Origin of the sequence: Halochromatium salexigens (assembly GCF_016653295.1) — a bacterium.
In the GTDB taxonomy this organism is placed as follows: domain Bacteria; phylum Pseudomonadota; class Gammaproteobacteria; order Chromatiales; family Chromatiaceae; genus Lamprobacter; species Lamprobacter salexigens.
In genome coordinates, this window is sequence record NZ_NHSF01000019.1 from 18,994 (window position 1) to 31,938 (window position 12,945).

At 64.3% G+C, this 12,945-nt stretch carries 14 protein-coding genes; 3 read left to right on the forward strand and 11 right to left on the reverse strand.

The features are described from left to right. Nucleotides 1–24: 24 nt before the first annotated feature. From ispD to pyrG, 5 genes are all read right to left on the reverse strand, one after another. Complete coding sequence (gene ispD / locus CCR82_RS03420; RefSeq protein WP_201243955.1) at nt 25–747, reverse strand: 2-C-methyl-D-erythritol 4-phosphate cytidylyltransferase; 723 nt, start codon at nt 745–747, stop codon at nt 25–27. Further along, on the reverse strand, nt 744–1,037 hold the full coding sequence (gene ftsB / locus CCR82_RS03425) for a cell division protein FtsB (protein WP_201243956.1): 294 nt from the start codon (nt 1,035–1,037) through the stop codon (nt 744–746). Before ftsB ends, ispD begins: the two co-directional genes overlap by 4 nt. Before the next feature lie 48 nt (nt 1,038–1,085). Next, nucleotides 1,086–2,366 (reverse strand): phosphopyruvate hydratase, encoded by a 1,281-nt coding sequence (gene eno, locus CCR82_RS03430; protein ID WP_201243957.1) that lies wholly within the window; start codon nt 2,364–2,366, stop codon nt 1,086–1,088. 63 nt (nt 2,367–2,429) lie between these two features. Next, entirely contained in the window at nt 2,430–3,275 is an 846-nt protein-coding gene (gene kdsA / locus CCR82_RS03435) for a 3-deoxy-8-phosphooctulonate synthase (protein ID WP_201243958.1), read from the reverse strand. Next, nucleotides 3,275–4,972, reverse strand: a complete 1,698-nt coding sequence (gene pyrG / locus CCR82_RS03440) for a CTP synthase (RefSeq protein WP_201243959.1) — start codon at nt 4,970–4,972, stop codon at nt 3,275–3,277. The genes kdsA and pyrG overlap by 1 nt, the downstream gene beginning before the upstream one ends. Before the next feature lie 240 nt (nt 4,973–5,212). Here pyrG and CCR82_RS03445 point away from each other — a divergent pair, with 240 nt between their 5' ends. Both CCR82_RS03445 and CCR82_RS03450 read left to right on the forward strand, forming a co-directional pair. Continuing rightward, complete coding sequence (locus tag CCR82_RS03445; protein WP_201243960.1) at nt 5,213–5,662, forward strand: sulfur globule family protein; 450 nt, start codon at nt 5,213–5,215, stop codon at nt 5,660–5,662. A gap of 386 nt (nt 5,663–6,048) precedes the next feature. Then, nucleotides 6,049–6,807 carry a fumarate/nitrate reduction transcriptional regulator Fnr gene (locus tag CCR82_RS03450; protein ID WP_201243961.1) on the forward strand — a complete coding sequence of 253 codons (759 nt, stop codon included), beginning with the start codon at nt 6,049–6,051 and terminating at the stop codon, nt 6,805–6,807. Nucleotides 6,808–6,842: 35 nt separating this feature from the next. On the opposite strand, the gene dnaQ is transcribed toward CCR82_RS03450, so the two are convergent. From dnaQ to CCR82_RS03465, 3 genes are read right to left on the reverse strand one after another with little or no spacing between them, the layout of a single operon-like run. Further along, the gene (gene dnaQ / locus CCR82_RS03455; RefSeq protein ID WP_201243962.1) at nt 6,843–7,568 is read right to left on the reverse strand and encodes a DNA polymerase III subunit epsilon; all 726 of its coding nucleotides are present in this window, start codon (nt 7,566–7,568) and stop codon (nt 6,843–6,845) included. 25 nt (nt 7,569–7,593) lie between these two features. Next, on the reverse strand, nt 7,594–8,124 hold the full coding sequence (gene rnhA / locus CCR82_RS03460; RefSeq protein WP_201243963.1) for a ribonuclease HI: 531 nt from the start codon (nt 8,122–8,124) through the stop codon (nt 7,594–7,596). Next, nucleotides 8,114–8,881, reverse strand: a complete 768-nt coding sequence (locus CCR82_RS03465; RefSeq protein ID WP_201243964.1) for a class I SAM-dependent methyltransferase — start codon at nt 8,879–8,881, stop codon at nt 8,114–8,116. The genes rnhA and CCR82_RS03465 overlap by 11 nt, the downstream gene beginning before the upstream one ends. Before the next feature lie 134 nt (nt 8,882–9,015). Here CCR82_RS03465 and CCR82_RS03470 point away from each other — a divergent pair, with 134 nt between their 5' ends. Beyond that, the gene (locus CCR82_RS03470; protein ID WP_201243965.1) at nt 9,016–10,110 is read left to right on the forward strand and encodes a transglycosylase SLT domain-containing protein; all 1,095 of its coding nucleotides are present in this window, start codon (nt 9,016–9,018) and stop codon (nt 10,108–10,110) included. Between the two features lie 29 nt (nt 10,111–10,139). On the opposite strand, the gene queE is transcribed toward CCR82_RS03470, so the two are convergent. From queE to queC, 3 genes are all read right to left on the reverse strand, one after another. After that, complete coding sequence (queE, locus tag CCR82_RS03475) at nt 10,140–10,790, reverse strand: 7-carboxy-7-deazaguanine synthase (protein ID WP_201243967.1); 651 nt, start codon at nt 10,788–10,790, stop codon at nt 10,140–10,142. An 84-nt stretch (nt 10,791–10,874) separates the two neighbouring features. After that, a complete protein-coding gene (locus tag CCR82_RS19465) occupies nt 10,875–12,017 on the reverse strand; it encodes a 6-pyruvoyl trahydropterin synthase family protein (protein WP_201243969.1) in 1,143 nt (380 codons plus the stop codon). Then, nucleotides 12,017–12,715, reverse strand: a complete 699-nt coding sequence (gene queC, locus CCR82_RS03485; RefSeq protein ID WP_201243971.1) for a 7-cyano-7-deazaguanine synthase QueC — start codon at nt 12,713–12,715, stop codon at nt 12,017–12,019. Before queC ends, CCR82_RS19465 begins: the two co-directional genes overlap by 1 nt. Nucleotides 12,716–12,945: the final 230 nt, after the last annotated feature.

Sequence of the window (12,945 nt, forward strand, 5' to 3'; positions counted from 1 at the left end):
GTTCCTGATGCGCATGGGCGTGCCTCATCGCAGCTGTTGCTCCTGTTGTTGCTCCAAAAAGAAGCGGGCCAAAGGCAGGTCCTCGGGGCGGGTGATCTTGATGTTGTCGGCGCGGCCTTCGAGCAGCAGCGGCCGCAGCCCCAGCTGCTCGATGGCGCTGGCATCATCGGTGATCGCAAGGCCTTCCGTCCGACATTGCAACAGCGCCTGGCGCAGCTGCCCCAGACGAAAGGCCTGCGGAGTATAGGCGCGCCAGAGTTGTTGGCGCGGCAGCGTGTGCTCGACACGTGGGCCGAGTGCATCCTCGGCCGTCTTCACCGTGTCATGCAGCGGCACCGCGAGCAGGGCTCCGACCGGCTCATCGCGCAAGGCCTCGAGCAGCCGATCCAGGTCCAGGCGCGTCAAACAGGGCCTGGCGGCATCATGCACCAACACCCAGTCATCCTCGGCCGCGCGCTCGGCCAGGGCCTCGAGCGCATGGGCGACCGAGTCGGAGCGCTCGGCGCCACCGGCAACGCGCTGCACCGCCGGATGCGCGGCGTAAGCGGTCTCGCGCCACCACTCATCCTCGGGACTCAGCGCCAGCACGCAGCCGGCTATGCGCGGATGATCGATGAACACGGCCAGGCTGTAATCGATGACCTGGCGCCCCGCGAACGCCAGATACTGTTTGGGCACCGGGCCGCCGAACCGCCGGCCCGCGCCCGCCGCTGGAATCACCGCCCAATAACGGGGTTGCTGACTCATCGTGCCTCCTGGGGCAGCGGTTCTTCGACCACCTGCAAGAAGACCTCGCCGGATTGGATCATGCCCAGCTCGCTGCGCGCGCGTTCCTCGATCGCATCCAGGCCGGTCTTCAGATCCACGACCTCGGCGGCGAGCGCATTATTGCGAATCTGCAACCGCGCCAGCTCCGTTTCGGTCTCGGCGATCCGCGCGCGCAGCGCATGCAGCTCGGCCAGGCTGCCATCGCCGACCCACAGGCGAACCTGTAGGAAGGCGAGCAGCACGACGAGGGTCAGAACGAGCCAACGCATGGGGTCAAAGCCTCGCGGATGGAAACGGCAGCGATCCGGTCGATCCGCTCAGAGCGCCTGCTTGAAGGCGTCGCGACCGGCATAGATGGCCGCACCGCCGAGTTGATCCTCGATGCGCATCAACTGGTTGTACTTGGCCACGCGGTCGGTGCGCGAGAGCGAGCCGGTCTTGATCTGACCGGTGGCCGCGGCGACGACCAGATCGGCGATGGTGGTATCCTCGGTCTCGCCGGAGCGATGCGAGACCACCGCCGTATAGCCGGCCTGCTGCGCCATCGCGATCGCCTCCAGAGTCTCGGTCAGCGAACCGATCTGGTTGACCTTGATCAGGATCGAGTTGGCGATGCCCTTGTCGATGCCCTCCTGCAGGATCTTGGTGTTGGTGACGAAGAGATCATCACCGACCAGTTGCACCTTGCCGCCGAGGCGCTCGGTGTGGTCCTTCCAACCGTCCCAATCGCCCTCGGCCAGGCCATCCTCGATGCTGAGGATCGGATACTGGCCGACCCACTCGAGCAGCAGATCGGTCATACCGGCGGCGTCGAGCGTGCGGCCCTCGCCCTTCAGCTCGTACTGCCCACCTTGGTAGAACTCGGAGGCGGCCACATCCATGCCGAGATAGATGTCCTGGCCGGCCTTGTAACCGGCCTTCTCGATCGCCTCGAGGATCACCTCGATTGCCGCCTCGTTCGAGGGCAGATCCGGTGCGAAGCCACCCTCGTCACCTACGGCGGTTCCCAGCCCGCGCCCGTTGAGCACGGCCTTGAGCGCATGGAACACCTCGGCGCCCCAGCGCACCGCCTCGCGCAGGCTCGGCGCGCCGACCGGCAGGATCATGAACTCCTGGAAATCGACGCTGTTATCGGCATGCTCGCCGCCGTTGATGATGTTCATCATCGGCACTGGCAGGCGATAGTCGCCCGTGCCCAGCGATTGATAGAGCGGAACCGCCTTTTCCTGCGCGGCGGCATGGGCGGCGGCCATGGACACGCCGAGGATGGCATTGGCGCCCAGGCGGGCCTTGTTATCGGTACCGTCGAGTTCGATCATGTGGCGATCGAGCGTCTCCTGCTCGGTCACTTCCAGGCCCGCGACTGCGTCACGCAGCTCACCGTTGACATGGGCGCAGGCGTTCAGCACGCCTTTGCCGCCATAGCGGGATTGATCGCCATCGCGCAACTCCAGCGCCTCGCGCGAGCCGGTCGAGGCCCCGGAGGGCACCGCCGCGCGCCCGAGCGCACCCTCGGCGGTGATGACATCGACTTCGACGGTGGGATTGCCGCGCGAGTCCAGGATCTCGCGGGCACGGACATCAACGATCTCGGACATGATTCAACCCTCTTTCCAAGTACAACATGGTCGGTCTTTCGGTAATCTTTGCCAATGGTGAGGTCAGCGGTGACGCGAGAGCCGCTGCTCCACCAACCCTTGGGCCTTGACCAAGCGGTCCAGCCCGATCAGGGTCTCGAGCAGCTCGGCCATCAGCGGCAAGGGCCAAGCATTGGGTCCGTCGCTCTTCGCCTGGGCCGGATCGGGATGCGTCTCCATGAAGACGCCGGCCACACCAGCGGCGACCGCCGCGCGGGCGAGCACCGGCACGAACTCGCGCTGGCCACCGGAACTGTGGCCCTGGCCGCCTGGTAGTTGCACCGAGTGGGTCGCATCGAAGACCACCGGGCAGCCGGTCTCGCGCAGCACGGCGAGGGCGCGCATGTCCGAGATCAGGTTGTTATACCCGAAGCTGGCTCCGCGCTCACACACCATCAACTGCGGATTGCCACTCGAGCGCGCCTTCTCGACCACTCGCAGCATGTCCCAAGGTGCCAGGAACTGGCCCTTCTTGAGGTTGACCGGCCGCCCTTGCGCGGCCACCGCAAGGATGAAGTTGGTCTGCCGACAGAGGAACGCGGGCGTTTGCAGCACATCGACCACCGCCGCGACCTCGTCCAGCGGCGTGTCTTCGTGCACATCGGTCAGCACCGGGACGCCGATGCGCTCGCGCACCCCCTCCAATATCTTCAGGCCAGCCTCGATGCCGAGGCCGCGGAAGCCATCGATCGAGGAGCGATTGGCTTTATCGAAAGACGATTTATAGATGAACGGGATGCCCAGCCGATCGGTCAGCTCCTTGAGCTGACCGGCGGTCTCTTGCGCCAGCGTCTCGCTCTCGATCACGCACGGCCCGGCGATCAAGAACAGCGGATGCTCGAGGCCGACTTCGGTGCCACAGAGCTGCATCAGACCAGCTCCTGCGCCCCTTCGGCACGGCGTGGTTCTGACTGCTCATCCAGCTTGGCCGACGGGCGCCCCTGCCGCTGTTGATAGGCCAGGGCCGCCTCGAGGAAACCGCGAAACAGCGGGTGGCCGTCGCGTGGCGTGGAGGTGAACTCGGGGTGGAACTGGCAGCCGACGAACCAGGGATGGTCCGGGATCTCGATGATCTCGACCAGGCGCGAGTCCAGCGACCAGCCCGAGAAGCGCATGCCGGCATCCTTCATCGCATCGCAGTAGCGATTGTTGAACTCGTAACGATGGCGATGGCGCTCGCGCACCTGCGGCGTGCCATAGGTGGCACGCGCCAGGCTGCCCGGCTCCAGGCGGCAGTACTGTCCGCCGAGGCGCATGGTGCCGCCCTTGTCGGAGTCCGCGCTGCGCGTCTCGCGCTTGCCCTGCTCGCTCTGCCATTCGGTGATCAGGGCGATCACCGGATGCGCCGTGTCGGCGAGGAACTCGGTGCTGTGCGCGCCCTCGAGCCGGGCGACGTTGCGCGCGTACTCGATCACGGCGACCTGCATGCCGAGACAGATGCCCAGGTAGGGGATGCGCTGCTTGCGCGCATAGCCGACCGCCGCGATCTTGCCCTCGATCCCGCGCTCGCCGAAACCACCAGGCACCAACACCGCATCCAATCCGTCGAGGCACGCGGGTCCCTGGGTCTCGATCTCCTCGGCGTCGAGGTAGCGGATCTTGACGCGGGTGCAGGTATGCACGCCGGCGTGGATCAACGCCTCGGAGAGCGATTTGTAGGCCTCGGTCAACCCCATGTACTTGCCGACCATGCCGATGGTGACCGCCTCGCGCGGATGCTCGAGCCCGTCCAGCACCCCCTGCCACTCGGTGAGATCGGCCTCGGGCACCTCGAGCCGGAACTGATGCACCGCCAACGCATCCAGCTCTTGGGCGTGCAGCAGCATCGGGATGCGGTAGATGTGATCGGCGTCGATGGCCGAGATCACCGCGCGCTCCGGGACATTGGTGAAGAGCGCGATCTTGCGCCGCTCCTCGTCGGGCAGATCGCGTTCGGCCCGACACAGCAGGATGTCGGGCTGGATACCGATCGAGCGCAGCTCCTTGACCGAGTGCTGGGTCGGCTTGGTCTTGATCTCGCCGGAGGCCGGGATGAAGGGCACCAGCGTCAGATGCATGAACAGCGCGTTGTCGACCCCGAGTTCGACGCGCATCTGGCGGATCGCCTCGAGGAACGGCAGCGACTCGATGTCGCCGACAGTGCCACCGATCTCGACGATGGCGATGTCGGCATCGCCGGCGCCGAGCCGGATCGCCTTCTTGATCTCATCGGTGATGTGCGGGATCACCTGCACCGTGCGACCGAGGTAGTCACCGCGGCGCTCCTTGCGGATCACGCGCTCGTAGATCTGGCCGGTGGTGAAGTTGTTGTTGCGCCCCATGCGGGTGCGCAGGAAGCGTTCGTAGTGACCGAGATCGAGATCGGTCTCGGCGCCATCATCGGTGACATAGACCTCCCCATGCTGAAACGGGCTCATGGTGCCCGGATCGACATTGATGTAGGGATCGAGTTTGATCATGGTCACCTCGAGACCGCGCGCTTCGAGCAGCGCGGCGAGGGAGGCGGACGCAATACCTTTGCCGAGCGACGAGACGACGCCGCCGGTAACGAAAATATACTTGGGCATGACCTGTACAGGCAGACGACTTGGGTCTGGATAGGATACCCCTCTCACGGTAGCAAAATGGCCTCGACCTCACAATTCGCGCTCTGATCCGGCACGCCCTTCACAAGCTCCGGGCCGGCACGTATACTCGGCCACGTTCGTTATCTCTGCGGACCTCCAGCTCGGCTCGACGCGGGCCAGACGCAAGCACACCGTGCGATCCGAGATGGATCGATTCACCACCCTTCGGAGCATCACCAAATGAACAAGTTTGCAAAGGTTGTGGGCATCACTGCCATCGCCACGAGTGCGGCCTTCTCGATGGGCGCGGCTCAGGCCTGGTGGGGACCCGGCTACGGTGGTCCTGGCTATGGCGGCCCTGGATACGGCGGTCCTGGCTATGGTAACGGCTGGGGTGACGGCATGGGCGACATGTTCAGCGATATGGTCGGTGACGGCTACGGCGACTTCAACATGAGCGCAAGCGGCGGTGGCCGCGGCTATGGCCGCGGGCGCGGCTATGGCTACGGTCGCGGCTACGGCGATGGTTACGGCGCTCCTGGCTACGGTTACGGTGCTCCCGGTTACGGCGTTCCCGGTTACGGCGCCCCTCCGGCCTATGGCCCACCTGCCGCCTACGGCGCTCCTTACGGCATGCCCCAGGGCGCCCCAAGGGGACCCTCCGCACCGTCTTCTGAACAAAATAAGTAAGTAGCGGTCCGTTATTGCTGCTCTTTGAGCCGCGCCTCGGCGCGGCTTTTTATATTGCATTGACGGGATAACAACGCCAAGCCCCCCTAGAGACTCGGTGCGGGCCCACAACTCGCTGTTGTACCGCTCCGCCTGCTGAACGCTCGGCTGATGCACGCAGGTGCATCAGGAACGCTGATGCCAAGCTGGGGCCGAAACTGTCATGCCTTTCCTGTCATGCCATGTCACGTCGCCCCTGTAGACGGGTGTAGCCGTGCAAGCGATCACCGCGAATCCTCAACCGGTAATTACACTGTGCAGCGCGCGTGTATGTAAACCATATTGACGCTTGATGCATGTCAACTTGAGTTGCAGAATACAATCAAACCACACACTGGAACCTTGCCTTGACTCAGCGAAAAGTAATCTCGTTCGACACGATTCGAGTCGCCTGCAAGAACTGCTCTCTCTCGCAGCTCTGCCTACCCATGGGCTTGGCGCAGGAAGATATCGAACGACTCGACTCGATCATTAAGCGCTCCCGGCCACTCCATCGTGGTGATCATCTGTTCCGCGGTGGCGAGCGCTTCCGTTCGCTCTACGTAGTGAAGACCGGCTCCGTTAAGACCTATGCGCCGAGCGAGGAAGGCGGCGAACAGGTGCTTGGCTTCCATCTCCCCGGCGAGATCATTGGCCTCGACGCGATCGATAAGTCCTGCCATGCCTGCTCGGCCAAGGTGCTCGAGACCTCAGCTATCTGCGAGGTGCCCTTCCAGCGCTTCGAGGAATTGGCAGCCTCGATCCCCTCGCTGCAACACCAGATGTATCGGTTGCTGAGCAAGGAGATCGGACAGGATGCGGACATGCTGTTGCTGCTCGGCAAGAAGAACGCCGAAGAACGGCTCGCGGCCTTCCTCACCAGCATGTCCAGCCGCTTGAGCAAGCGCGGTCTGTCGCCGACCGACTTTTACCTGAGCATGTCGCGCCATGAGATCGGCAGCTATCTCGGCTTGGCGGTCGAGACCGTGAGCCGCCTCTTCACCCGTTTCCAGGAAGATGGGCTGCTGCGCGTCGACCGCAAACATGTCGAGGTGCTGAACCTCCCAGCACTCGAGATGATGGCGGGCTCCGCGCCCTCCAGTACACATCAACAACGCTCCAATTAACCCCCCAAGGCTCGTTTCAAGACCAGGCCTGATCGTCACATACAAGGGGGCCAGACACAGCCACCGGCGCTCGCGGCGCCGATCGCTTGCAGGCGATCGTGATGCGCCTCGAGTTCCGAGTCGCTCGCACGCACCACGCGCAGCGCGGGCCTATCCGCTCGGAGCCGCCGGGGGCGAACCTCGGCCTCAGCGCGCCCACCTTGCTGACTGCCGCCCGCTTCATTCCCGAACGCTAGTGCCACCTGCCCACCGGTCATCGCCAAGTAGACATCGGCGAGGATCTCGGCATCGAGCAATGCCCCATGCAGATCTCGGTGCGCGTTATCGATCTCGTAGCGCCGACAGAGAGCGTCGAGGCTATTGCGCTGCCCTGGATGGCGTTGGCGCGCCAAGCCCAGGGTGTCGACGATCGTGCACAGATCCTCGATGCGCGGCGCATCGCCACGCCACTGCTTCAACTCGTGATTGAGGAAGCCGATATCAAAGGCTGCGTTATGGATCACCAGCTCGGCGCCGCGAAGATACGCGATGAGTTCCTCGGCGAGGTCGGCAAAGCGCGGCTTATCCGCGAGGAAGGCATTCGAGATCCCATGCACCGCGACCGCGCCGGCGTCGATCTCGCGATCCGGTTGCAGATAACGGTGAAAATTGGCCTTGGTGAGCCGCCGCTCGATCACCTCAACGCAGCCGATCTCGATGATTCGGTGTCCCTCGCTCGGCTCGAGTCCGGTGGTTTCGGTATCCAGTACCAGCTGTCGCATCGGTTCGCTCCCGCGTCAACGAGGCTCAGCCTCGCGTTGAAATGTCCCTGGGAATGCCCTTGTTAGCGAGCTGATCGGCACGCTCGTTCTCGGCATGCCCGCTATGACCGCGCACCCAGTGCCAGCGCACTCGATGGCCGGCGAGCGCCTGATCCAAACGTTGCCAGAGGTCTTTGTTCTTGACCGGGGTGCGTTGTTTGGTCATCCAACCGTTGCGCTTCCAGCCTTTCATCCACCGTTCGACGCCATCGCGGACATAGCGTGAGTCAACGGTCAGGATCACCTCACTCTGGCGCTTAAGCGCCTCCAGTGCCTGGATTACCGCCATCAGCTCCATGCGATTGTTCGTCGTCTGTGCCTCACCACCGAACAGCTCCTTCTCGTGCGCGCCATAGCGCAGCAAGGCCCCCCAGCCGCCCGGGCCCGGATTGCCCTTGCAGGCGCCATCGGTGAACACCTCGACCGCTGGTGTCGGTGTTGGCGCCTGTTTTGGTTCCGGTGTTGGCGCGGGCGCTTGATGCTGGCCCGCAGCCTCTGCTGAACGGCTATCGAACATGGTTGCTCTCGCGAGTGGTGGGTTTCATCGCTCCTCCAGGTAAAAAGGCTGGGCGACGCTTCCAGCGTTGGCGAATAGGCGTCGAAAGACTCACTCGCTTCACCGCCCGAATCACATAAACGCCGCCGAATATCGGCCACCAGCGCGCCCCTGCTTGCTCCAGCCAATCGAGACGGCTGCTATAGGCCGAACGCAACGGTGGCCGAAACAGCAGCCATTCACGCAGCTCGAGCTGAAACCCAAGCAGATCAAGCCAGTCGCCGAGCCGAGACGCCGTTAACTGGTGACCGCACCAGGGAATACGCGAAGGGCGGAACATCCCGCGCATGACCCCCCAGGTGCTGAGCGGATTGAATCCAATAACCAGGATGCGCCCTTCCGGGATCAAGACCCGCTCGGCTTCACGCAGCACGGGCTGCGGATGCGCTACGAAATCGAGTGTATGCGGCAGAAGCACTGCATCGACACTGGCTGCCGCGAGCGGCAATTCATTCGCGCGGGCGCACAAGGGAGCACCGTCCCAATGCGCACAGGAGCGCTCGCCGAGAATCACTCGAGTCCGTATCCGGCTGCGTTCGAGCGCATCGCCGAACTGCCCGCCACAGCCGATTTGGACCAAGAAGTGACCGAATGAGTTCTCGATCATCCGTTCGACGCAGGCGCTCTCGGCGCATGCCACCCGACGGCCGATCGGCGTCTTGTACCACTTAGCGAGCACCTCAAACGGCTCACCATCCTGCTGTGAGCAGGATCTCATCGCCCGCTCGCCCCCAGGGGAAGACGCGAACAACTGGCACCCCTTCGGGGTTTCCCGTATATTTTGGCCGCTAAGCGCATCAAAATAAGAACAAAGCGCATCATCTTCACATTCCAGCTGCTGCGTAATCTCTTATGCCAAGTGCTCTCCGCACCCCTTTGCTCGCCTATTCCGCCTCCAGCCTAATCCTTCTACTGAGCGGCTGCGCGACTCAGCCCACCGGTGAAGACAGCACCGCTCCGCAAAGTTTTTCCGTCTCGGCCCGTGAATATGGCTATGTGAGACCCGCCGTCGATGTCCGGGTCATCGGCCGGGCGCAGGAGACAGGCAGCAGCCAACGGCATCGCTTCGCGGGCTCGGGCGATGATCTCTGGGATCGGGTCCGGCATGGGGGTCGCCTCGGCGTGACGCATCATGAACGTGTCGAGCGCGCGCTGCGCGCACTTAAACGCAACCCCGATTATCTCACGGATCTGACTCGCCGAGCGCGACCTTATCTGCATCTAATCCTCGGGGAATTGGAACGCCACGGCCTGCCTGCCGAACTCGCCCTGCTGCCCGAGATCGAGAGCCGCTACAACCCGCAGGCCATCTCGCCGAAGAGCGCGACCGGCATGTGGCAGTTCATGCCCTACACCGGCATCGAGATGGGTCTGAAACAGAATAGCTGGTATGACGGACGCAACGACATCCTGGCCTCGACCCGAGGGGCCATCGCCTATCTACGGCAATTAAACCAAGCGTTCGATGGCGACTGGGCGCTGGCGCTGGCCAGCTACAATGCCGGACCGGGCCGCGTGCGCGCCGCGCAGCGCGCGAACCGAGCCGCCGGCAAACCCACCGATTTCTGGTCGCTCGATCTGCCCGCCGAGACCGAGCACTATGTGCCAAAGCTGCTCGCGATCGCCACGCTGATGCGTGAGCCCGAGACGCATGGCCTGGAGATGCCGGTGATCGCCAATCAGCCGCGCCTCGAGATCGTCGAGGCGCGGCAACAGATCGATCTCGCGCAGGCGGCACAGGCCTGCGGGGTCACGGTGACTCAGCTCAAGCAATTGAATCCGGGCCTGAAGCGCGGCAAGACCCTGCCAGGCGGCCCGCATCTCGTCCTCGTTCCCGCCGGTACCGGCGACAAGCTGCGCACGGCCTTGGCCAAGGCCGGCAAACTCGCAGAACCCAGTCTGGCCGCGACCAAGCAGCCTTCAAGCACGGCAGGTAGCGACAGCTAGCCCCGCGTCTGCGTGTCCCGCGTGCGCGGCTAGGGAATCCCGAGTAACTTATGCAGCTGTAGGCCGAGCCGCCATTGTGGATGGGTCTGGCAATAGGCGAGCGCCTGCCGGGTATGCTCGGCCAACCTTGGGCCGTCCATCGGCTGCAGCAAGAACTCGGCGAAGTCGAGCTGGGCGAAACGCTCCGGTGGAGCCGCTGGCTGCGGGAAGATCAGCTTGAGTTCATCGCCGGTCTCGATTACCAAGGGCGCGTTCGCCTTCGGGCTAACGCAGAGCCAGTCGATCCCGGGCGGTGCCGGTTGCGTGCCGTTGGTCTCGACCGCGACCTCGAACCCGCGCGCATGCAGGGCCTCGATCAGCGCCGCGTCTAGTTGCAACAGCGGCTCGCCACCGGTGCAGACCACATAGCCCCCATCGGCGCGCCCCTTCTCCCGCCTTGGCCACTGCCGCAGGATCTGCTCGGCGAGTGCCTCAGCGCTCTCGAAGCGCCCACCACCGGGGCCATCGGTGCCACGGAAGTCGGTATCGCAGAAGTCGCAGCGCGCGGTTGCGCGATCGCGCTCCAGACCTGACCAGAGGTTGCAGCCGGCAAAGCGACAGAACACCGCCGCGCGGCCACTGCGCGCGCCCTCGCCCTGCAGCGTATAGAAGACCTCCTTGACCTGGTAGACGGACGGCATCAGCCTTGGCCTTCAGAGCGGTAGCACCGCCGCCGTTTGTTGCGCCGCTTGTCGTTGTGAAGGCGTCGTCTCCCCATTCGCCCCTCAGCGCGCGCGTTCCCAGCACAGCAACACACCGCAACCGGGTCGCTCGGTGAGTTCGAGCCGATCCGCTTGCGGCAGCGCCTCGGCGATGGCCTTGCGAATCCAACAGGCGAGCCGCGCGGTGCTGGGGTCGGAAAGCCCCATCAGCCCGTTCAGCTCATGATGATCGAGGCGCGCATAGACCGGTTTGAACAGCGCCTTCACATCGCCGTAATCGATGGTCCAGCCGAGCACCGCATCCAAGGGCGCTGTGAGATGCAGGCGCAGCAGATAGCTATGCCCATGCAGACGGCGGCGCGGATCACCGACCGGCGCCCGTCCGAGGCGCAACGCGCCCTCGAAGCGCATCTCCTTCCAGATACGATAGTCCTGGCCATCGTAATGACAACCAGCGGTGGCGGTCTCGTACACACTGACCAAGGACAGCGCCGGCTCTCTGGGCTTGAGGCGCTGCCAGATCCAGGCTGCGAGCAGTTCGCTGGTCGGATTCTCTAGCCCCGGTAGATCGTTCAGGCAACAGTGGTCGAGTTCGGCATGCAGCGGCGCCCAGAGCGCGCGGAGCTGGTCGTAATCAATACCCATGTGCGCGGCAGCGCCGGGAAGCGCGTTCGACTCCCGCGCCAGTTCCTGCTCGGCATGCAGAATGACCTCGAACCCATGCCCATGCATGCGGCCGCACGGATGGTCGGGCGGCACATTCACTAGCCGATGCGCGGCCTCGAAGCGGAAGCGGCGCCAGACATGCGCGCATCGCGTTTTGGTGCCTGCGTCATCGGCGCCAAGGCGCAGCTCGACGCCCTGCTCGGCGGTGCTCTGAATGCCGATCTGGACGATGCCCGGCAGCGCGTGCCGGTGCTCCAGTTGCTGTTGCACCCAGGCCGCTAGATGCTCGTCGGTCGGCACCGCCAGTTGTTCATTGAGATCGGTGTAATCCAACGCTTCGACGCTGTCGCCCAATGCTGCGGTCAGTGCCTCGGTTTCGGCGCCGTCGAAACCGCCCCAAGCGGGCGGCAGCTCGGCCAGAACACGCGCCTTGAACCCATGACCATGCAGGCGACGCGCGCGATGCCCCTGTGGCAGTACGGCGACGCGGCGCGCCGCCTCGAACGAGGCGGCGGCTTGATAATAGAGCCGTTCGGCCATCAGTCCGACTCCGCGAACCGCTGCCACAGCGGATCGGCGAGCCCGGCTTCGGCAAAGCCCTTGGCCCGCAACTGGCAGGAATCGCAGTGGCCGCAGGGGCGGCCATCGGCACCGGGATCGTAGCAACTGCTGGTAAGCCCGTAATCGACCCCGAGCGCATGGCCGCGACGGATGATCTCGGCCTTGGTCAGGGTCATCAACGGCGCATGGATGCGCAGATGTTGGCGGCCCTCGGCGCCCGCTGCGGTGGCCAGATTGGCCATGCGCTCGAAGGCGGCGATATACTCGGGGCGACAATCCGGATAGCCCGAATAATCCAGCGCGTTGACGCCTATGAAGATATCGTTGGCCGAAAGCACCTCGGCCCAGGCCAGCGCAAAGGACAGGAACACCGTGTTGCGCGCCGGCACATAGGTGATCGGGATAGCCTCGGCCATGGCTTGCGCGTCACGGTCCTTCGGCACCGCGATCTCGGCGGTCAGCGCCGAGCCGCCGAAACGCCGCAGGTCGATCTCGCTGATCAGATGCTCGGCGACGCCGAGCGCCTCGGCCACGCGCGCCGCTGCGTCCAACTCGACAAGGTGGCGTTGGCCATAGCGAAACGAGAGTGCATGCGCGACGAATCCAGCCTCGCGACAGATCGCCAACGCGGTTGCCGAATCCAACCCACCGCTCAGTAGCACTACCGCATTCGCCATCGATCATTTTCTCCCCAACGCGTCTCATCCGGGTTTATAGTCAAGGGTCAGTGTACGCGAGCGCAGACCAGGGCGCCTTGATCCACAGCGGCATCGCGATCCATCTTCGCGTCGCGCCCCGGAATCAGCGATAATAACGGGCTATGCCAGCGTCTAGGTGCCAACGTAGGGAGATCCATCGATTCCGGCGCACGCGGACCTTCAGTCTGGCGGCTTGGAAAACAGATCCC